17 protein-coding genes are annotated in these 18,718 nt (G+C 63.8%); 9 read left to right on the forward strand and 8 right to left on the reverse strand.

Annotated elements, in window-relative coordinates; translation table 11 throughout:
- Nucleotides 1-4: 4 nt before the first annotated feature.
- The 3 genes from CCR95_RS20575 to CCR95_RS20585 all read left to right on the forward strand — a co-directional run bounded on the left by CCR95_RS20575 (nucleotide 5) and on the right by CCR95_RS20585 (nucleotide 4,908).
- The gene (locus CCR95_RS20575) at nucleotides 5-1,558 is read left to right on the forward strand and encodes an FtsW/RodA/SpoVE family cell cycle protein (RefSeq protein ID WP_201097980.1); all 1,554 of its coding nucleotides are present in this window, start codon (nucleotides 5-7) and stop codon (nucleotides 1,556-1,558) included.
- A gap of 2 nt (nucleotides 1,559-1,560) precedes the next feature.
- Nucleotides 1,561-2,310 carry a UDP-2,3-diacylglucosamine diphosphatase gene (locus CCR95_RS20580; protein ID WP_201097982.1) on the forward strand — a complete coding sequence of 250 codons (750 nt, stop codon included), beginning with the start codon at nucleotides 1,561-1,563 and terminating at the stop codon, nucleotides 2,308-2,310.
- A gap of 147 nt (nucleotides 2,311-2,457) precedes the next feature.
- The gene (locus CCR95_RS20585; RefSeq protein WP_201097984.1) at nucleotides 2,458-4,908 is read left to right on the forward strand and encodes a response regulator; all 2,451 of its coding nucleotides are present in this window, start codon (nucleotides 2,458-2,460) and stop codon (nucleotides 4,906-4,908) included.
- An 88-nt stretch (nucleotides 4,909-4,996) separates the two neighbouring features.
- Here CCR95_RS20585 and CCR95_RS20590 read toward each other — a convergent pair whose 3' ends face one another.
- Nucleotides 4,997-5,464, reverse strand: a complete 468-nt coding sequence (locus CCR95_RS20590) for a rhodanese-like domain-containing protein (RefSeq protein ID WP_201097986.1) — start codon at nucleotides 5,462-5,464, stop codon at nucleotides 4,997-4,999.
- 34 nt (nucleotides 5,465-5,498) lie between these two features.
- Nucleotides 5,499-7,898: a carbamoyltransferase HypF gene (gene hypF / locus CCR95_RS20595; protein ID WP_201097988.1), complete on the reverse strand. Its 2,400-nt coding sequence runs from the start codon at nucleotides 7,896-7,898 to the stop codon at nucleotides 5,499-5,501.
- 307 nt (nucleotides 7,899-8,205) lie between these two features.
- On the opposite strand from hypF, the gene msrA reads away from it, so the two are divergent.
- Nucleotides 8,206-8,742, forward strand: a complete 537-nt coding sequence (gene msrA, locus CCR95_RS20600) for a peptide-methionine (S)-S-oxide reductase MsrA (protein ID WP_201097990.1) — start codon at nucleotides 8,206-8,208, stop codon at nucleotides 8,740-8,742.
- A 31-nt stretch (nucleotides 8,743-8,773) separates the two neighbouring features.
- On the opposite strand, the gene CCR95_RS20605 is transcribed toward msrA, so the two are convergent.
- The 4 genes from CCR95_RS20605 to CCR95_RS20620 all read right to left on the reverse strand — a co-directional run bounded on the left by CCR95_RS20605 (nucleotide 8,774) and on the right by CCR95_RS20620 (nucleotide 11,765).
- A complete protein-coding gene (locus CCR95_RS20605) occupies nucleotides 8,774-9,562 on the reverse strand; it encodes an ABC transporter permease (RefSeq protein ID WP_201097992.1) in 789 nt (262 codons plus the stop codon).
- Nucleotides 9,559-10,494 (reverse strand): ABC transporter ATP-binding protein, encoded by a 936-nt coding sequence (locus CCR95_RS20610; RefSeq protein WP_201097994.1) that lies wholly within the window; start codon nucleotides 10,492-10,494, stop codon nucleotides 9,559-9,561. Before CCR95_RS20610 ends, CCR95_RS20605 begins: the two co-directional genes overlap by 4 nt.
- Before the next feature lie 195 nt (nucleotides 10,495-10,689).
- Nucleotides 10,690-11,190 carry a PBECR2 nuclease fold domain-containing protein gene (locus tag CCR95_RS20615; protein WP_201097996.1) on the reverse strand — a complete coding sequence of 167 codons (501 nt, stop codon included), beginning with the start codon at nucleotides 11,188-11,190 and terminating at the stop codon, nucleotides 10,690-10,692.
- 17 nt (nucleotides 11,191-11,207) lie between these two features.
- Nucleotides 11,208-11,765 carry an LEA/WHy family protein gene (locus CCR95_RS20620; protein WP_201097998.1) on the reverse strand — a complete coding sequence of 186 codons (558 nt, stop codon included), beginning with the start codon at nucleotides 11,763-11,765 and terminating at the stop codon, nucleotides 11,208-11,210.
- Here CCR95_RS20620 and CCR95_RS20625 point away from each other — a divergent pair.
- Nucleotides 11,764-12,525: a TSUP family transporter gene (locus CCR95_RS20625; RefSeq protein ID WP_201098000.1), complete on the forward strand. Its 762-nt coding sequence runs from the start codon at nucleotides 11,764-11,766 to the stop codon at nucleotides 12,523-12,525. The two genes, CCR95_RS20620 and CCR95_RS20625, sit on opposite strands and share 2 nt — an antisense overlap.
- A gap of 233 nt (nucleotides 12,526-12,758) precedes the next feature.
- Here the strand turns inward: CCR95_RS20625 and CCR95_RS20630 are convergent, their stop codons facing one another.
- Nucleotides 12,759-13,271 (reverse strand): hypothetical protein, encoded by a 513-nt coding sequence (locus CCR95_RS20630; protein ID WP_201098002.1) that lies wholly within the window; start codon nucleotides 13,269-13,271, stop codon nucleotides 12,759-12,761.
- Between CCR95_RS20630 and CCR95_RS20635 the strand changes: the two genes are divergently transcribed.
- Nucleotides 13,259-13,429 carry a hypothetical protein gene (locus CCR95_RS20635; protein WP_201098004.1) on the forward strand — a complete coding sequence of 57 codons (171 nt, stop codon included), beginning with the start codon at nucleotides 13,259-13,261 and terminating at the stop codon, nucleotides 13,427-13,429. The genes CCR95_RS20630 and CCR95_RS20635 overlap by 13 nt on opposite strands.
- Before the next feature lie 29 nt (nucleotides 13,430-13,458).
- On the opposite strand, the gene CCR95_RS20640 is transcribed toward CCR95_RS20635, so the two are convergent.
- Nucleotides 13,459-16,392: a restriction endonuclease subunit S gene (locus tag CCR95_RS20640; RefSeq protein WP_201098006.1), complete on the reverse strand. Its 2,934-nt coding sequence runs from the start codon at nucleotides 16,390-16,392 to the stop codon at nucleotides 13,459-13,461.
- On the opposite strand from CCR95_RS20640, the gene CCR95_RS20645 reads away from it, so the two are divergent.
- The 3 genes from CCR95_RS20645 (at nucleotide 16,336) to CCR95_RS20655 (ending at nucleotide 18,278) form a co-directional block, all read left to right on the forward strand.
- Complete coding sequence (locus CCR95_RS20645) at nucleotides 16,336-17,187, forward strand: hypothetical protein (RefSeq protein WP_201098008.1); 852 nt, start codon at nucleotides 16,336-16,338, stop codon at nucleotides 17,185-17,187. The two genes, CCR95_RS20640 and CCR95_RS20645, sit on opposite strands and share 57 nt — an antisense overlap.
- An 89-nt stretch (nucleotides 17,188-17,276) precedes the next feature.
- On the forward strand, nucleotides 17,277-17,999 hold the full coding sequence (locus CCR95_RS20650; protein WP_201098010.1) for an ArsR/SmtB family transcription factor: 723 nt from the start codon (nucleotides 17,277-17,279) through the stop codon (nucleotides 17,997-17,999).
- 30 nt (nucleotides 18,000-18,029) lie between these two features.
- On the forward strand, nucleotides 18,030-18,278 hold the full coding sequence (locus CCR95_RS20655; protein ID WP_338115459.1) for a DUF29 family protein: 249 nt from the start codon (nucleotides 18,030-18,032) through the stop codon (nucleotides 18,276-18,278).
- Nucleotides 18,279-18,718 lie beyond the last annotated feature (440 nt).

Below are 18,718 nucleotides of genomic sequence, written 5' to 3' on the forward strand. Positions count from 1 at the left end.
ACCGATGACGTTGCAACCAAAACCTCTCGCCTCCCGTTCGACCCTGTTGGACGTCTGGGACCTCCGCTGGCCTGAGCGGCGTTTGCTTCTGCTGTGTCTGCTTTGCATGACGCTGGGATTTCTGATGGTGCTGAGTTCCGGTCTGGCCGCCGGGCGTCCGCTCCGCCCGCCGGATCTTCTGCCGCTGTTCGTCTACGCAATTTCTCTGCTCGTCATGCATCTGAGCCTGGTGGCGGTCCGGTTTCAGGGCGATCAGATCCTGCTCGCGACCCTCGCCTTTCTCTCGGGCTTCGGTCTGCTGGCCCAGTACCGCATGGGTGCCTTCGACACCAGCGATCTTGCGGGACCGGGCCTTTTTCTGTTCCCGCTTGGCGTTCTCCTGATGTTGACCGCCTGCGTCGCCCTGATGCACGGGCGCTATGAACGGCTCGCCGCCGGTCTCTGGATCTGGGGCGGACTCTCGCTGGCCCTGGTGGTGGTGCTCCTGTTGATCGGACAGCGTTATCGGGGCGCCGTCTATGGGGCCGGGCTCATCACGCCGACCGAACTGCTCAAGGTGACCGTGGTGCTCTTTCTGGCAAGCTTCATCGACCGCCATGCCAAGCCGCTGAGCAACTGGGGCAAGGGCTTTCCCCGCCCGCCGCTGCGCGATCTGCTGCCGCTCTTGGGCTTCCTGGCGGTGCTCGCCGGACTGCTCCTGTTCCAACGCGACCTGGGGATGCTCGTCATCCTCGGCGTGACCCTGCTCGTCATGCTGTTCGTCGGTACCGGGCGGATCGGTTATCTGGTCCTCGGCGGCCTGGGCGCCGCCGGGCTGGGCGCTCTGGTTCTGACGTTCTTCTCGCACGGACAAAGCCGCATCGCGGCTTGGCAGTCCCCCTTCGACGATCCGACCGGCAACAGTTGGCAGATCCTACAGGGGCTGTCCGGGATGTATTCGGGCGGACTCTGGGGCGAGGGTTTCGGTCGGGGCAACCCGGAATACACCCCAATCGCGCAGTCGGACTTCATCTATTCGGTGATCGGCGAGGAGCTTGGTTTCGTCGGCTGCACGCTGGTGGTGGTCTTCTTCCTGATCTTCTTCAGCCGCGGACTGGGGATCGCGGACCAGACGCGCTCGTCCTTCGGGAAGCTGGTGACGGTCGGGCTGGTCAGCGTGCTCGCCACCCAGACCTTTCTGAACCTCGGCGGCGTGACTAAGTTCATCCCGCTGACCGGCATCACGCTGCCCTTCATCAGTCACGGCGGAAGCAGTCTGCTGACGGGCTTCATCAGCCTGGGCCTGATCCTGGCCATCTCCGAGTCGGCTCCAGGATCCGCGCGCCGGCCGACCGTCGCACCGAAGCGCGCTCGGGCCGGGGCGGAGGCGCCCCGTCAAAAGGCGCCCCGGCGTCGGGTCCGGGATGCCGATCCCGAGCTGCATTCCGATCCGTTTCCGGGAGAGGAGGAAATCGCGCCGGCTCTCCGGCCAGACGCCCGCGCTTCCGGAAGGGCCACGCTCCGGCGGACGACTGGCCGGAAAAAACCCGTGGCGCGCTCCAAGGATCCGCTGGACTGAGGATGGAAACACTCTTCATCTCCGACCTTCATCTCTCGCCGGAGCGCCCGGCCACCGTCGATCTCCTGCTGCGCTTTCTGGCTGGCCGCGCCCGTCGCGCCCAATGCCTGTACATCCTCGGCGATCTCTTCGACGCTTGGATCGGGGACGACGACGAGACGCCGATGAACCTCCAGGTCCGCGCGGCCTTGCGCGCACTGACCGCCTCTGGCGTCGCGTGCGCGCTGATGCACGGCAACCGCGATTTTCTCCTCGGGCGCGCCTTCTTTCGGGACACCGGCTGCCAGCGTTTAACCGATCCGACCCTGACCCGCTTCGACGGCGAGCCGACGCTGCTGATGCACGGCGATCTGCTCTGCACCGACGATCCGGCCTATCAGAAATTTCGACGCCGGGTCCGCAATCCGCTGGTGCAGCGACTCTTTCTCTGGAAATCCCTGGCGAACCGCCGGGCGCTCGCCGCCGAGTATCGTCGCAAGAGTGGCGCCGCCAACGCGGTCAAACCCGAAGGGATCATGGACGTGAATCAACAGGCGGTCATCGCGGTTCTCCGGCGCTACGGGGCCGTTCGGCTCATCCACGGGCATACGCACCGGCCCGACGAGCATTCGATCCGGATCGACGGACGGCAGGCGACCCGCTCGGTGCTTGCCGAATGGCGGGCGGATCGCGGGGAGGTGCTGGTGCATACTTCGGCTCCGCTCAGCACGAGTACACGGGACGCCTGGCGCCGGGAGGCGGTGATCGCGTGAAAGGGTCAAGGGGCGACATCAAGCGGGCGGTTGCTGAAGATTCACCGGTCGGCCTGGAACATTCTGTTGGCGATTCCACCGAGACTGCTGACAGTGAGAATTTTTGGCATCGGCGAGGTCCGTTGTCGCCACTGCCATAGGCATTGCATGCAAATCCGAACCAAGCTCGCCGGCGGCCTGATCGCCATTCTGATCGTCAATCTGGCCATCAGCCTTGATGGATTCCTCCTGCTCAGGCAGGCATCGGAGCGGGAAGCGGAGGTGCGCGAGACCAGCTCGCGGATCGTCACGACCGCACTCTCGGCACAGGTTCATTTCAAGAAACAGGTGCAGGAATGGAAAAATATCCTCCTGCGGGGACAGGAGCCTGGACTCTACGCGGACTATCTTGCTCGCTTCGAGCAGGAAGAGAGGCGCACCGAGGAAACCATCGGGCAACTCATCCGCTTACTGGACGGGAACGATCAGGCGTGCGCCACCGCTACCGCCACCCATTTTCTGGATGCACACCGGCGGCTTGGTCAGGAATACCGGGCCGCGCTGGCCTACTATCGACCGCGGGAGACGAGCCCGCAACTGGATGTCGATCGGCGGGTGCGCGGGATCGACCGAGAGCCGACCGACCTGATCGATGAGGTCGTGACCGCCGCACTCGCCCACAAGCAAATCACTTTGACACAGATCGACACCGCGACCAGACGCCTGGAACAGCGGGTTCCGTTTGCGATGGTCGGCTTCATGAGCGGTGCGGTCCTGCTCCTCATCTGGCTCGTCGACCGCACCATCGGACAGCCCATCGCCACCGCCACGGCGATCGCCCGACGGGTCAGCGCGGGCGATTTCTCCACCCCCATCGAGGTGACCGGTATCGACGAACAGGCCCAGATGCTCGCCGCGCTCAAGACGATGCAGACGAACCTGGCCTGCTTCCAGGCGACGCTGAGCCAGAGCGAGGCGAGATCCCGCCTGCTCCTGGAGTCGACCGGCGAGGGTATCTATGGGGTCGATACCGATGGATGCTGTACCTTCTGCAATCCCGCCGCCGCACGGATGCTCGGCTACCGGGCGCCGGACGCACTCCAGGGCCGCAACATGCACGAGACGGTGCATCACTCGCGGGAAGACGGCACGGATTATCCAGCCCATTGCTGCAAGGCCGCCGTGACCTATCGCGAAGGGATCTCGGCGCGCGTCGACGACGAGGTATTCTGGCGTCCGGACGGCAGTTACTTTCCTGTCGAATACGACGCCCACCCGATCCATCGGGACGGGCAACTCGTGGGAGCGGTTGTCACCTTCTCCGATATCTCCGCGCGCAAGGCGGCGGAGGCGGCACTGCTCACGGCGCATAACGCGCTCGCGGAGGAGCGCTCCCAACTGGCCGACCGGGTGCATCGCCGTACCCTGGAGCTCGATCGGGCTAATGCGGAGCTGGCCCGCACGTCACAGGCGAAGGACGAGTTTCTCGCCGCCATGAGTCATGAGTTACGGACCCCGCTCACCTCCATCCTCGGGCTCTCCGAAACCATGGGGGACGGACTGATTGGGCCCTTGAGCCCGCGGCAGGAAAGGGCCGCCCGCATGATCCATGAAAACGGGATTCATCTGCTCGAACTCATCAATGACATCCTGGACATGTCTCGGGTGGCTTCCGGAAAGATGACCCTGCGCTGGGACGCGGTGCCCATGCATCAACTCTGCGACGCCAGCCTGCGTTTGGTCGGTCCCTCGGCCAAGCGCAAGGAACTGACCGTCTCCATGAAGCTCGATCCCAAGGCGCATCTGGTCCGTGGGGATAGCCGACGACTCAAGCAGATGCTGGTGAACCTGCTCGGCAATGCGGTCAAGTTCACGCCCCAGGGTGGGGCGGTCGGGCTGGATGTCAACGCGGACGCCGATCGATGCGAGCTGCGGATCGGCATCTGGGACACCGGCGTGGGGATCCCCGCCGATCAGTTCGACCGACTGTTTCAGCCCTTTGTCCAGTTGGACAGTCGGCCCGCGCGCCAGTATGACGGCACCGGGCTCGGGCTTGCGCTCACCGCCGGGATGGCCGAACTGCACCAGGGTCGCATCGAGATACAGAGCGATCTCGGGCGGGGCAGCCGTTTCGAGATCATCCTGCCCTGGGATCCGCGTGCGCAGAACACCGACCAGTTCCGGCCGGGACAAGACGCCGTCGCCGACTCGCCAACCAAGGCCAAGGCCGAGGCGCTCCCTCATCCGCGCGTCCTGCTGGTCGACGACAATGAAGGCAACCTGGAGATGCTCGCGGCCTATCTCCGGATCAAGGGCTGCGAAGTGCTCACCGCCCACAATGGCCTCAAAGCCATTGCGCTGGCCTGCGAGCAACGTCCCGATATCATCCTGATGGATGTGCAGATGCCGGACATGGACGGGCTGGAGACCACGCGTCGCTTACGCGCGGATCCCGCATTCAGACTGACGCCGATCATCGCGCTCACGGCACTGGCCATGCCGGGCGACCAGGAACTGTGCCTGGACGCCGGCATGGACGACTATCTGAGCAAGCCGCTCGGACTCAAGGAGTTGCACGGCACGGTCATCCATTGGACCAGCCTCGCCCGCACGGCGTGATGGGCGGGGAAAAGAGGACGGATTGATTGCTCGCGGTCTGCGGAACCGCGATCGCATTCCGCCCGACGTGGGCTGAACCGGATATCCTCTAAACGGCGGGCCGTCGCTGATCCGGGCGCAGCCGTGGCGTGAAATAGACATCCGCGTCGTCCAGATCGACCGACTTCCCGGCCTGGTCGACCAGCGGCTGTTCGTAGTCCTTCCAGCCCCGCAGTCCCGTCTGGAGCGAGGCGACCTGTTCGTAGCCCAGCACGGTCAGCGAATGGGCGGCGAGGATGCTGCGATAGCCGGAACGGCACACCACGACGATCTCGCGCTCGCGCGCTCGGACCAGTTCGGGGATCGTCTCCTCATAGTCCCACTCGCAGGCGGATTCCAGGATGCCGCGCGGGATGTTCAGCGAGCCGGGGAGATGCATGGCGGCAAACTCGTCCGGCTCGCGGACATCGAGGATAAGCAGGTCGGGATTCTCTTGAATCCGTTCCTCCAGATCCCAGGGCATGATCTCCTTGATGTCGGTCAGACAATTCTTGATCAGTTCGAGAAAATTTTTCATGGTACTTCTGCTCTTTGCGGTTCAACTGCGTGTGTTAGGGCTGGCGAGATGAGGCGGGCAGCGATTGCGCCGCCGCGACGCAGGCCTGGCCGAGCGAGAGTCCGCCATCGTTCGCGGGCACCTGTTGCTGCATGAGGACGCGCAGTCCAGCCGCGCTGAAGCCGTCCGCGACGGATTCCAGGAGGAGGCGGTTTTGAAACACGCCGCCCGACAGCGCGACCGTGTCCAGCCCATTGCGCGCGGCCAGTTCCAGCCCCACATCGACGAGCGCGGCGCTGAATCCGAGATGAAAACGGGCGGCGATCCGATCGCTCGCAACGCCTTGCGTCAGGTCGTCGAACAGCGCATCCCAGAGCGGCGCGGCATCCAGCACGGTCGCCGATGGCGTGGCGAGGGTCGCGAACGGATAGCCTGGACCCGCCGTCTCCATCGCCCGCGAGGCCGCCGCTTCCAGTTCGATGGCCGCCTGTCCCTCGTAGGTCACGCGCTCGCCGCCAAGCCCGAGCGTCGCCGCCACCGCGTCGAACAGCCGGCCGGCGGAACTGGACGGGGGGGCGTTGAGTCCGCGCTCCATCAGGATTCGCAGCACGCCGAGCGGTTTTTCGTCCAGCCGCCGGACGAGGCTCAGATGGGGATAACGGGCCTGCATTTCATCCCAGCCGCGGGCGTACTCAAGCTGCGCGTACAGGCTGCGCCAGGGCTCCAGGATCGCCTGGGTTCCGCCCGGCAGCGGAACCGGCTTCAGATGTCCAATCCGTCGGTAGTCGCGGTAATCGGCGGCCAGAAACTCGCCGCCCCAGAGCGTGCCGTCATCGCCATAGCCGAGTCCGTCGAGCAGGATGCCGAGGACCGGGCCGGCCTCCAGCGGCCAACCGTTGTCGGCCAGCGCCGAGGCCAGATGGGCGTGATGATGCTGCACGCCGACCAGTGGCAGATCGGCGCGGGCGGCCCAGTCGCGCCCGAGAAGGCTGGAGCGGTAGTCGGGGTGCAGATCCACGGCCAGCAGCCGTGGCCGGTGCTGGAAGAGTTCGAGATAGAGCGCGAGCGTGGCCTCGTATTCGCGCGCGGTGCGGGCGTCTTCCAGATCGCCCAGGTGCTGGGAGAGGATCGCCTGACCGTCACGCGCCAAACAGAGGGTGTTTTTGAGTTCGCCGCCGAAGGCGAGGATCGGCGGCGCATCCGCGAAGCCCGGCGGCAGCCGGATGGGGGAGGGGGCATAGCCGCGCGCGCGGCGCAGGAGGCGCGGCGCTCCGGCCATCACCCTCACCACCGAGTCGTCGACCCGATTCACGATCGCGCGATCATGCAGCAGCGAGAAATCCGCCAGCGGGCTCAGGCGCTTGGCCGCGTCCAGGTTGTCGATACACTGGGGCTCCTCGCTCAGGTTGCCGCTGGTCATGACCAGCGGACGCGCCCAGTCGGCCAGCAGCAGACGATGCAGCGGACTGTAGGGCAGCATGAAGCCGAGCGTGGTCTGACCCGGCGCGATCTCCGGAGCTAGAGCCGTTGCGTCGGATGGGCAACGCGAAACCTGCCCATCCTCACCGCTCCGAGGCGCTCGCATGTCCAGCAACAGAATCGGCGCCGCCGGGCTTTCCAGCAGCGCGGCATCCGCGTCCGTGACCCGGCAGACGGCGCGGATCGTCTCCAGATCCCGCGCCATCAGCGCGAAGGGCTTGCCGAAGCGGCGCTTGCGCCGGCGCAGTTCGGCAACCGCCGCCGCGTTGGCGGCATCGCAGGCGAGATGAAAGCCGCCGATCCCCTTGATGGCGAGGATGCGCCCCTCGGCCAGCAGACGGCTGGCCGCCGCGATGGCGTCAACCGCGCCGAAGCCGGCCGGATCCAGCTCGCGCCCTTCGGCGTCGGTCAGCCAGACCCTGGGGCCGCAGTCGGGACAGGCATTGGGCTGCGCGTGAAAGCGGCGGTCGGCTGGATTGGCGTATTCCCCGGCGCAGACCGGGCACATCGGAAAGACCGCCATGCTGGTCCAGGCCCGATCATAGGGGATGCCCCGGACGATGCTGAGCCGCGGCCCGCAGTGGGTGCAGTTGGTAAAGGGATAGCGGTAGCGGCGATCCGTCGGGTCCAGGATCTCGGCGGCGCAGTCGGGACAGGTGGCGGCATCGGCGACGATGCCGGTCTGTACCTCGGTGGCGGCGCTCGCCAGGATCGCAAACGCGTCCGTCTCCAGCCCGGCGGCGAGCGGGGTGCGTTCGATGCTCTCGATCCGCGCCAGTGGCGGACACTCCGCCCGTAGCCGCTCGCAGAACCGATCAATGGTCTGACGGTCGTCCGCCTGGACACGGATCAGGACGCCCGCGCCATCGTTGAGGACATCCCCGACCAGACCGCAAGCGCGGGCGAGGCGCCAGACCGTGGGCCGGAAACCGACGCCCTGGACCAGACCACGCACACGGATCGATTCTGCATTCATGGTATCCCGCATCTCGCCGAGTGCCGCGGGTGACCAGCGATGCAGGTCACTCGGCACATTGTTTATCGGAGTCGAGAATGACCCAGCATCCTCATGCTTGTCGATGACGAATTCGTACTCGCGAACATGCCGACGCAAGACTCAATGGCAAGCCGCCACGGCGTGATGTGAAGCGCGTTTCCCGCCGCTGCCGAGCCGGCCCCGGTTGGCGTTGATCGTCACTGACCGCATGTTGGGTAAAGCGGATGCGCGTTGCGCGAACCGACCGCGCGCCCCGGTAGTCTTCTATCCTGAAGAGGAATGACGCATGGCCATTGAAACGACGACGCTTGGCGGTGGATGCTTCTGGTGCCTGGAAGCGGCCTTTCAGAGACTCCAGGGGGTCGAATCCGTCATATCTGGATACGCGGGAGGTCTCGCCGAGAATCCCAGCTATCAAGAGGTTTGCGGCGGTGCCACGGGGCATGCCGAGGTGGTTCGCGTCACCTTCGACAATCGCGCGATCGATTTCGGCACGCTCCTGGAGGTCTTTTTCACCATCCATGATCCGACGACCCTCAACCGCCAGGGCGCGGATGCCGGAACCCAGTACCGCTCCGTGATTTTTTATCATTCCAACACCCAGCGAGCGACTGCGGAGCGGGTGATCGCCGCAATGACGGCCGCTCAGGTGTGGCCGGACCCGATCGTCACCCAACTCCAGCCAGTGCCGACGTTTTACCCCGCCGAGACCGATCATCAGGACTATTACCGCCGCAATCCCGCGCAGGGCTACTGCCAGGCCGTGATTTCGCCCAAGCTCGCGAAACTGCGGAAGCGGCATGCGGACTTGTTGCGAGTCTAAAGCACGCCTTACCGGTTGCCGCGGCCAGCCTTCAGGTCTTGATCCCCACGCCCCGGCGCAGCAGATTCAGGCTGATGGCGGCGAGCACGACGATGAGGATCAGGATCATGCCGAAGGCTAGCCCGATCGGGATGTCGCTGACCCCGAGCAGTCCGTAGCGGAAGGCGTTGACCATGTAGAGCAGTGGATTGGCGAGCGACAGGATTTGCCAGACGTCGGGCAGGAGTTCGATGGAATAGAAGACGCCGCCCAAATAGGTCAGGGGCGTCAGCACGAAGGTCGGGACGATGGAAATATCATCGAAGCTGTTGGCGTAGATGGCATTGATGAAGCCGCCGAGCGAGAAGAGGGTGGCGGTCATCAGACAGATGAGCAGCATGATTCCGAGGCTGTGGATCTGGAGGTCGGTAAAGACCATCGCCACCAGCATGACCGCGCCGCCGACCACCAGCCCGCGCGCCACGCCGCCCGCCACGTAGCCGGCCAGGATCACCCAGTTGGGCGCCGGCGAGATCAGCAGTTCCTCGATATAGCGGGAAAATTTGCTGCTGTAGAACGAGGAGACGACGTTGGAATAGGAATTGGTGATGACCCCCATCAACACCAGCCCTGGGACGATAAAATCGAGGTAGGCGAAACCCTCCATGGTGCCGATGCGGTCGCCGATCAGGCGTCCGAAGATGACGAAATAGAGCGTGGTGGTGATCACCGACGGCAGGATGGTCTGCACCCAGATGCGTGTGAAACGCAGGATCTCCTTGGTCAGGATGGTCGCGAAGGTAATCCAGTAGCGGTGCCAGTCGCTCAGGAGACGAGTCATGCGCCGTCTCCCGCTTCGGTCGCGCGCCGGTCGACCATCTCCAGGAACAAGCGCTCCAGCCGGTTCTGTTTGTTGCGCAGACTGATGACCTCGATGCCGTTGCGCGAGAGCGCGTCGAACAGACCGTTGATGGTGTGGTCGCGATTCATCTCCACTTCCAGCGTGCAGTCGTCCAAGTGCTGGAGCACGAAACCGCCGAGTTCGGGGAGTTCGGACACTCGCCCCTTGAGATTCAACACGAAGGTCTCGGTATGCAGGGTGTTGAGCAGGTCGGCCACGCTGCTGCGCTCGGCGATCTCGCCCCGGTTGATGATGGCGATGTTGCGGCAGAGACTCTCCGCTTCCTCCAGATAATGCGTCGTGAGAATGATGGTCGTGCCCTCGGCGTTCAGTTCGCGCAGGAAGGACCACATCGAACGGCGAATCTCGATGTCGACCCCGGCGGTCGGCTCGTCCAGGATGAGCAGCCGGGGCCGGTGGACCAGCGCGCGCGCGATCATCAGCCGCCGCTTGAGTCCGCCGGACAGCGTGCGCATCTCACTGTCGCGCCGGTCCCAGAGATCGAGCTGGCGTAGCGATCGTTCGGCCCGGACCTTGGCCTCGCGGCGCGGGATGCCGTAATAACCGGCCTGATTCAGCACCACCTCGAACACCGGCAGGAAGAGGTTGAAGTTGAACTCCTGGGGGACCAGGCCGATGCAGGATTTGACGCCCTCGGGATCGCGGTCGAGGTCGTGACCGAAGACGTTCACGCTGCCGGCGGTCTTGTTGACCAGCGAGGCGACGATCCCGATGAAGGTGGATTTGCCGGCGCCATTGGGGCCAAGCAGCGCGAAGAAGTCGCCTTGCTCCACACCGAGGTCGATCCCCTTGAGTGCCTGAAAGCCGCCTTTATAGGTCTTGGTGAGTTGCTGGACTGCGAGTGCGGGCATGGGTTTCCGAGGGTCGAATGAATGGAGGTACTTGCCGGCCAGGACAGGGTCTGCGCATTTTGCCCCAGGAGCGCTTGATCGACACCGGGTTGTATCTTCGGAAGCGAGGTTCTACTCTACTTAGGGTAAGGGTTGGTTGCGAGGTCGGGACGTGGCTCACCAGCAACCTGCTTGGATAGGGGGGACGCCCCTCCCCTAGTCCCGCCTCCGATACAGCATCCTGGCGTCGATGATTTCGACATTGCGTTTGCGCTCGATATAGCCAAATTGTGTCGTCGCGTAATTCGTTTTGCCCGCCCACATTCCCAACGCGCCCTGCTCTCGCTCAAAGACCGCAAGACAGGCCAAAAACCCCCGCCGTTCAACATCGAACCGGCTGAAAAAATACAGCTTGTCCGCTCCACCCCGCCGCCCCGGTTCCAACCAGATTTCGTCAGGTTCCTTGATGTTGATGGCCGTATAGAGCAGCCACGGCGCCCGCTCGCCCTTCATGATTTTCCATTCGTTCTTGCGGTTCAGAAAGAGGTTGCGATCGACGATCAGCGGGTTGCCGGCGAGATCCAGGAACTCTGCCCTCGACGTGTCACCGAACTCTCGCATAAAGCGAGCGAACAGCGCATCCTCGGAGAGCGACGGCGACAGGCGTTCGAGAGTCGGCGCCAGCCGCGGTTGCGGCATCCCGCCGCTGTTATTCACCACGCCGTCAGGCACAATCAGAACGAACGTGGCCCCCCGGCGGTCAGTTCCCGCGCGTCGATCTTGCCCGAGTAGCGATAGGGTAGCGTGATCAAGCCGCCGGCCAGCGTCGCCGTCCCGGAGACGGTCCAGTTCAGCGGACGTTCTTTGAGCGCCAGCACAGGCAACTGCTGGAGCAGACCGAGCAGGCTGCCGATGACCTCGACATCGACCGTCGTCTCGCCGAAGGCCGGAATCTGCCGATCCAGGGCACCGCCGCCCTCGGCTACATCCTGACCCTCCAGTGCAAGCCGGTAGGTCATGGCCTTGATCGGCAGGGTGCGGTCGTTCGGGTTTTTGACCGCCAGAGTCGCGATGAACACCTGTCGCGTCAGCCCCAACTCTTTCGGTTGCAGCCCGATCAGTGCCACCTCGGGTGCCTTCCAGGACTCGACGAGGCTGGCGCAGCCGGGCAGCAGGCCGGTCATCAGGACGAGGAGCGCGAATACGCCCGCCCCGCCAAGGCCGCGACGCCGGGGCTCGGGTCGCGGCGACGCGCGCGCGGTCAGCGAAGAAACGAGAAGAACGCTCAACATGGAATCACTCGATCCTGCCATTGTCTTGTTCCTGGCCGCCCTGCTCGCCGGAGGCGTCGATGCCATCGCCGGCGGAGGCGGACTCATCACGATTCCGGCGCTGCTCTGGGCCGGACTGACGCCGCTCGAAACCCTGGCGACGAATAAGGCCCAGGCGGTCTTCGGCAGCGGGATGGCGACTGCCCACTTTGTCCGCAAGGGATACGTGGAGCCGCGCGGGATCGCGCTAGCGGTCCTCTGTACCTTCAGCGGCGCCGCCGCCGGGGCGGTGCTGGTGCAGCGGCTCGACAACGCCTTGCTGCAAGGTTTGATCCCCGCGCTGCTGATTGCCTTCGCGCTCTACTTCTGGCGGTCGCCGCGCGTCTCCGACCTGGATTCGCACCAGCGGATCGGCGTGCCGGCCTTCGCGTTGACGATTGGCCTGGGGGTCGGCTTTTACGACGGCTTCTTCGGTCCGGGGGCCGGCACCTTGTTCGCCATGGGTTATGTCGCGCTGCTCGGCTACAACCTGCGTCGCGCCACCGCCCATGCCAAGGCGCTCAACTTTACCAGCAATCTGGCGGCCCTGCTGTTCTTCCTGGCCGGCGGACAAATCGTCTGGACACTCGCCGCCCTGATGGCGTGTGGCCAGTTGATCGGCGCTTGGCTTGGTTCGCATCTGGTGCTACGCCATGGCGCGGCACTGGTGCGTCCGGTGCTGGTGGCGGCCTCCATCGCGATCTCGGGCAGGCTTTTGTGGGATCGTTTCAGCGGGGATTAAACCAAATCGCGCTTCATTTCCCGGACTGGATTGGCCGGAACAGAGCGCCAAGACGCATCGCCGCAATGGTGCTATAACCTTCGATCGCCAGATGCTCTGAGCGGTTGATGATGCGGGCGTTCTTGATCGCATCCTGGTTGATACCCTGGGCCTCCGCCGTGCCAGAAAGTCCAGCGCCGCCCCGTCCGGGTCCAGCCCGGTGACTGCGAGCCCGACATCGGCGGGCGCGCGGCTCACGGATCCTCCGTCTTGTCGTCCGGCGGGCCTTCGAGGAGTCGGGCCCGCTCGGGCAGGGAATAGCCGAGGCACTCGCCCAACGCGACCCGCGTGCGTTGGGCGAGAAAGTCGCGCGACAGACGCCGCTCGGCGAACAGCAGGTTCTGCGCAGCGGTGTGGTCCAGATAGAGCAGATCGGCCGGCACGGGCGCGAAGGGCCGGTGGCTGACGCGGGCGATCCGGCCCAGGTTGACCCCGCGTCCGTCGTCGAGCAGCAGCAGGTGCGGAGTCAGCCCGCGCGTCGGGTCGGGGCGCGGGAAGTCGATGACGCCCAGCAGCTCATAGGGCGCCCCACTGATATGCACGCCGAGCTGGATGGCGCTCTCGACCAGCTCGACCAGATAGATGATTTCGCCAACGGCGTTGCGTAGCCGCTCGACCTGGCGGTGATAGTCGGCGGACGGCCAAAGGCCGGCGTCGATCGGGTCGGCGTCGGGCGGCGGGTCTGAGGGGTGGGATGACTCGCTCATGCCGGGCCTTCCACAGCGGCCAGGCACAGGTCGACGATTGGCTGGCGAACAAGGCGCTGAGGTTCTACCGGCGTTGGGATTTCCGTCCGCTGCCTGGCCATCGCTACCGGCCCTTTCTGAGCTGGAGCCAGCTTCAGGCCATGACGACGGGTTGCTGACAGACGTTCAGGATGGCTTGATCGAACGCTCACTTGATGCCGTCGAGCAGGATTTTTCGCTTCCTTTCGGGGGCAGCGGCGATCAACGCCTCGGCGGCAGCGCGGTGGCGTTCGTGCTCGCCGATTTCATCGAGCAGCGATCGCTGGTTCGGCAGGGATGGCACGGGAATGTCCATGTTTTTCATTTTGGTGGCGTTGATATTGTTCTGTCCGGCTGAGCGTACCGCTTGCTTTCGAATCTCATTAAGAAAATGGGACGAGTTCATCAGCGCCACCAACAATCGCGACTCGATGTCTGGTCCGGGAACGATCCGGATAAGGTATGAAGCACAGCAATACTCGCCGCCCAAATCAAAGAGCCCCGTCTTGCCGACTTGATCGATGCTGCCGTTTGTGCGATTGAAAAGCACGTCGCCCTTATCGAGACGGTAGGTGGCGAATTCGTCCGCATCAATGTCGATGTATTTCATCGCGCCGTTATCGACCATGCGACCGCCAATGACTTCGTTCATACGGAAGATCTTGTAGCCGATGCCGTCCTCGTTCATCGCCTTCGATAGACCGTATTGAACCATTCCGCTCAATGACTCGATGGTTCTTCGCGGCGTATTCGACTCGTAGACCTGCCGCACGATGGCGTCGATGGCCTCCCGCGCCTGATCTGCCGTCTCGCGGGCCTTCATTTCCTCGGCTTCGACCTGCTCGATTTCTTCAACGATGTGCTGTTGAACCTTCAGCGGCGGTAACGGTATTGGAAATTGGGCGATCTTTGCCTTGCTTATTTCTCCATAGTTCATTCCGCCTGCCAGCGTCTTAAGACTTGCTCTCTGAAGCAACAATATCTCGTAGAGGAACTCCGGGAGCAGGATTGTTTTGTCGCAGATAAGGTTTTTGAACCCTTGATTGGTTGCCAACGCGATACGGGCTATCGCGACCTCGCCTATTGTCGCGCGACTGGATAGCAAAACGGTGTTCTTGGGGAGAATTTGGGCATTGCTGTTTTCGAGCCCGGTTTGAGAGATTGTGCGCGCTGTAGAGAAGACCTCTCGTTGTTTAACGTCGACTAGGGTCGCCCACGGAATACCTCCGTCCCAATATTCCTTGATTTTGGACGAGGGAGTTCCGCCATTGAGGATGTCTGTGATGTTTCCTAAAGGGACGAGCTTGTATTTGGTTGCGTACAGCGGGCCGGCAGGTTCGTTATCTGACGAAGAGAGATTGAATGCGAGTGTAAAGGTATTGCGAGTGAAATCGAGATAAGCAGGTGTTGCCGCAACGCCCAACTTGCCCTTCAATGCGCTATCATCGGGCAACTCTTCCGGCTCGATACTGAGAAACGCTCGACGCAGATGGTGCGCCGCCTTGTCGGGGCCGTCGTCGCGGGTATCGCGGTCGGTGGAGTAGAGTGCGCCACCGTCGTAGGGCTCGCGCAGATGCACCATGCCCTCGGCGCCGCGCCGGTTGCTCCATTTATAACCGAGGAATGCCTGCTCGTCCTTGTTGTTCCCCGCGCCGCGCAGGACGGTGGTCCGCTGCGGCACGATCTCCCCCGTGTCGAGTGCCTCGACATAGGCAAGGGCGAAATAGATGAATTTCTCCCGTTCGGCCTCGCGGATATGGCGCTGCAGTTTGCCGCGCATCTCGGCTTCTCGCGCGTCCCGGCTCAGCTTGCCGAAGCCCGCCTGGTTGCGGCGGGTCTTGGTGGTCGCAAGCGCCTCGAAGTCCTGGGCGTAGGTACGGAACAAATCGGTCTGTTCCAACTCGGCGGGCGGCTCGCCGTCGTCGGCCGCGAGCCAGTCGCGATAGGCGTTCAGGGGCAGATCCGCGGCCTCGGTGTAGGCGCGGAGCAGGTCGCTGTCGGCAAAGTCGTTGTCGTTCGGCGTCTTCTCGTCGTTGTAGAGGGCATCGGCGCGACAGGTGAAGTGTTCCAGATGGATATCGTCGCGTCGCTCCAGGAACAGGATGACGGTGTTGGTACCGGTGGCGATGAAGGCGCTGCCGCCCAGTTCGACGATGCCGCGCACCAGGAACTTTTCCAGGATCAGGGCGCGGGTGCGCTGGTAGATGCCGGCGTTGCTGAGGATGGACGAGGGCAGGATCAGCCCGGCCAGACCGCCGATCCGCAGCAGTTGCGCGGCGCGCTCGACGAATAGGGTCTCGATCTCGCTGGAGTTGGACGTCAGAGACGGCAGCAGCCTGAACTGGGCGACCTGTTGCGGCGCGAGGCGCAGGTGCTGCTTGAAGTCCTTGACCGAATACGGCGGATTGGCGACCAGCACATCCACCTCGCCCATTTTCGGTAGCGCCGGGTTGGCGTGATCGAGGCCGTCCTCGTGCAGGATGTTGGCGTCGCCTGCGCCGTGCAGGAACATGGCGATCTTGGCGGTGCGGGCGAGCCGGTAGTCCTTCTCGATGCCCCAAACGTGGTCGCGGGTCCAGGTGGTACTGTCGCCTTGCGGTAGACCCAGGGCACTGAGATCTTCCTGGATCTCCTCGACGATCTCAGTGAGGAAATGGGCCGAGCCGCAGGCATAGTCCATGACGCGCGGGATGATCCGCTGTCGGCCTTCCTCTTGAGCTTTGCGGATACGTTCTCGCAACGGCAGGCAGCGCACGATGAAGCGCGCGATGGGGATGGGCGTGAAGAATTGGCCCTCGCTCTGTTTGAAACCGCTGTTCAGCAACAGCTCGAACAGGTTGCCGAGAAACGCCTGCTTGCTGGTGTATTTCAGGCGGTAGCCCTGGAAAAGCTCCACCACCTCCTTGACGACCTGGGTGTTCTGCTCGAAGAGCTTCTTGTTGTGAACCTCCTTGAAAGCGAAATCGCTGTTGGTATAGAACTTCAGCGCGCGGAAGATCTTCTTGACCTGGTTCTTGGCCGCGTCCCGGCGGTGCGCCTGAAAGGCATGGTCGATGTCGCGCTCCTCGAAGTAGGTGATGTCTTCCCCCAGGGTCTCCTTCATGCCGCGTTTATAAAGACGTTGCAGCCGGTCGATGAGATCCTCCGGGGTATCCTTGTTGGGGAACCACTGGAAGTCGAGGATCGCCTCCGGGATACGCTCCTCGTCGATCAGCTTGGCCAGGATGATGGCGCACAGGCGATTGAAGGCGTTCTCTTTGTCCGACACGTTGTTGTGGCGGAGGATCTCCATGAACTGGTTGAAGACCTTGGTGCTGCCGTTCTCGCCGTTGAATTCCTTGAGATCCTTGCCGCGCTTGGGCCGGTAGCCGATGGCGTAAGGGGTGAAATCGTCCTCGAAGAGGCCGGACGGCTGGAAGGCGCTGGCGTAGGTGGTCTTCCAGACGTGGTGCAGCGACTCGCGGTTGTGGGCGTGGCGGAACAGCGGGACGGCCTCGCGGGCGGCGGTGTGGCTTTCGCTTTTTTCCCGCTGGTCGAATTTCTCCTGGGCTTGATCAGCGCCGGTGATCTCAAAACCGATGGCGGCGAGGAATGTCGAGATCTCTTTCACGAACGTTGGATTCTCCGAATGCTTGAGGGATTTGGCGCCCATACCGATGCAGGTTGCCTGCCATCGAATGTCGCGCGCGAAGCCGCGCCGGGGCTGGATTTTACAACGCTGCATGGCTGGCGAACTCCCCGGATCGCGCCAGCGCTTCTCGAACGCATCATTGGGCTTTGCCATCAGGCCCCTTTCTCGGGGAATCCTTGGATTCTAATCCACTCATCCTGGCATCCTTCAGGCGCTTTCGCCGAGCGGATCCAGTCCAACCTTTGGCGCCAGCAACAGACGCGATAACCTCGGCCATCGTCGATCCGACGCGCCGACACGCCTCATCCGGACGACGCTCTCCCTGGGTTGAATCACCGCCCGACGCGACCGACACCATGACTCATTCCCCCAGACCCACGCCTGAACCCAAGCAGGCCCTCTTCGAGCAACTCGCCGTCATCGCCCGTGCACTGGGCAGCGGCGCGCGGCTGGAACTGCTGGATTTTCTCGCCCAGGGCGAGCGCAGCGTCGAGGAGCTGGCGCGGGTGTCGGGGCTGAGCGTCGCCAACACCTCCAAGCACCTGCAGCAACTCAAGGCCGCCGGTCTGGCGCTGGCGCGCCGCGACGGCAAGCATGTTCGCTACGGACTGGCCGATGACCGCGTGCTGGACGCGGTCGCCGCCCTGCGCGTGCTTGCGGAGACGCGCAGCCGCGCGGTCGAGGCACTGCTCGCGAGCTATCTCAAGGAACGCGACGACCTGGAGCCGGTCCCGGCGATGGTGCTGCTGGAGCGGGTGCGCGACGGGCTGGCGACGGTGATCGACGTGCGCCCCGCCGAGGAGTACGCCCAAGGCCATGTCGCCGGGGCGCTCAATGTCCCGCTCGACCGGCTGCAGGAGCGGCTAAGCGACTTCCCGCGCGAGCGCGAGATCGTCGCCTATTGCCGTGGCCCCTGGTGCGTGCTGTCCTTCGAGGCCGTCGCCCGCCTGCGCGCGGCCGGTTTCAGCGCCCGCCGCCTGGAGGACGGGCTGCCGGAGTGGCGCCAAGCGGGGCGTCCGATGGCTGAAGGAGACGCCGCCCGAGTCCCAGCGGACCGGCGGGATGACGACTGCGGCTGACTGCGGGCGTGGCGGTTCGCCGTTCGCCCGGTGGTCGCAAGCGAACCGACTCGCTGTTTAAAGGCCGATTTGCGGGACGCGGACTGGTGGGACGGCATCTGGGAAGACGCGACCGTGCAGGCCGCGCAGGAAACCGGTCTCTCCAGCTTTCGGGGACATTGCCCCTGGACGGTAGAGCAGGTGCTGGACAGCGATTGGCGACCACCGATTCCTCGGTCAGCGATGATCGATTCCAAAGCCGTTCGCCAACAACATCGATGGCCAACCAGACGATATTGAGCTTGACCGATCGCGTTGGCCACCCGCCCATCCGGTCAGTGGGCGTATATCCGGTGGCGAAAACCGAGATGTCGGTCGCGGGGTGCCGACTGGCGCCGCGTTCAACCTGGATCGCATCACGCTTCACGCATCGGCGGCGAGCGACCAAGCGTCCGGTTCGACAGCGGTCCAGGAGACGGGAACGCATGGCAACGTCCAGGTCTTGGGCGCGATCGCTCGACCCTCGCTCTTCCGATCTTAGCCCAAGTTTAACGCCTCAGATTATTTCTCTTTTAAGATCATCCGCTTACAGCGGAAAAAATCGCTCAGTGGCACTACATTCGTGAAATTTTGTGAAACCGGACGATTCAGACAATCATTTTCTGTATCCCTCCCGGGCTGGGATCGCTGCCCAGCGCCTGGATGATCGCCAGCTGCGCCGGCTCGGCGCGGGTCGCCTT

It is taken from the genome of Thiocystis minor (assembly GCF_016653465.1).
Taxonomy (GTDB): domain Bacteria; phylum Pseudomonadota; class Gammaproteobacteria; order Chromatiales; family Chromatiaceae; genus Chromatium; species Chromatium minus.

Excerpts from the sequence above, each read along its gene's own strand:
- CCR95_RS20575 (WP_201097980.1), top strand. The coding sequence starts at position 5 with ATGACGTTGCAACCAAAACCTCTCGCCTCCCGTTCGACCCTGTTGGAC.
- CCR95_RS20580 (WP_201097982.1), top strand. The coding sequence starts at position 1,561 with ATGGAAACACTCTTCATCTCCGACCTTCATCTCTCGCCGGAGCGCCCG.
- CCR95_RS20585 (WP_201097984.1), top strand. The coding sequence starts at position 2,458 with ATGCAAATCCGAACCAAGCTCGCCGGCGGCCTGATCGCCATTCTGATC.
- CCR95_RS20590 (WP_201097986.1), bottom strand. The coding sequence starts at position 5,464 with ATGAAAAATTTTCTCGAACTGATCAAGAATTGTCTGACCGACATCAAG.
- hypF (WP_201097988.1), bottom strand. The coding sequence starts at position 7,898 with ATGAATGCAGAATCGATCCGTGTGCGTGGTCTGGTCCAGGGCGTCGGT.
- msrA (WP_201097990.1), top strand. The coding sequence starts at position 8,206 with ATGGCCATTGAAACGACGACGCTTGGCGGTGGATGCTTCTGGTGCCTG.
- CCR95_RS20605 (WP_201097992.1), bottom strand. The coding sequence starts at position 9,562 with ATGACTCGTCTCCTGAGCGACTGGCACCGCTACTGGATTACCTTCGCG.
- CCR95_RS20610 (WP_201097994.1), bottom strand. The coding sequence starts at position 10,494 with ATGCCCGCACTCGCAGTCCAGCAACTCACCAAGACCTATAAAGGCGGC.
- CCR95_RS20625 (WP_201098000.1), top strand. The coding sequence starts at position 11,764 with ATGGAATCACTCGATCCTGCCATTGTCTTGTTCCTGGCCGCCCTGCTC.
- CCR95_RS20620 (WP_201097998.1), bottom strand. The coding sequence starts at position 11,765 with ATGTTGAGCGTTCTTCTCGTTTCTTCGCTGACCGCGCGCGCGTCGCCG.
- CCR95_RS20635 (WP_201098004.1), top strand. The coding sequence starts at position 13,259 with ATGACTCGCTCATGCCGGGCCTTCCACAGCGGCCAGGCACAGGTCGAC.
- CCR95_RS20630 (WP_201098002.1), bottom strand. The coding sequence starts at position 13,271 with ATGAGCGAGTCATCCCACCCCTCAGACCCGCCGCCCGACGCCGACCCG.
- CCR95_RS20645 (WP_201098008.1), top strand. The coding sequence starts at position 16,336 with ATGGTCGATGTCGCGCTCCTCGAAGTAGGTGATGTCTTCCCCCAGGGT.
- CCR95_RS20640 (WP_201098006.1), bottom strand. The coding sequence starts at position 16,392 with ATGAAGGAGACCCTGGGGGAAGACATCACCTACTTCGAGGAGCGCGAC.
- CCR95_RS20650 (WP_201098010.1), top strand. The coding sequence starts at position 17,277 with ATGACTCATTCCCCCAGACCCACGCCTGAACCCAAGCAGGCCCTCTTC.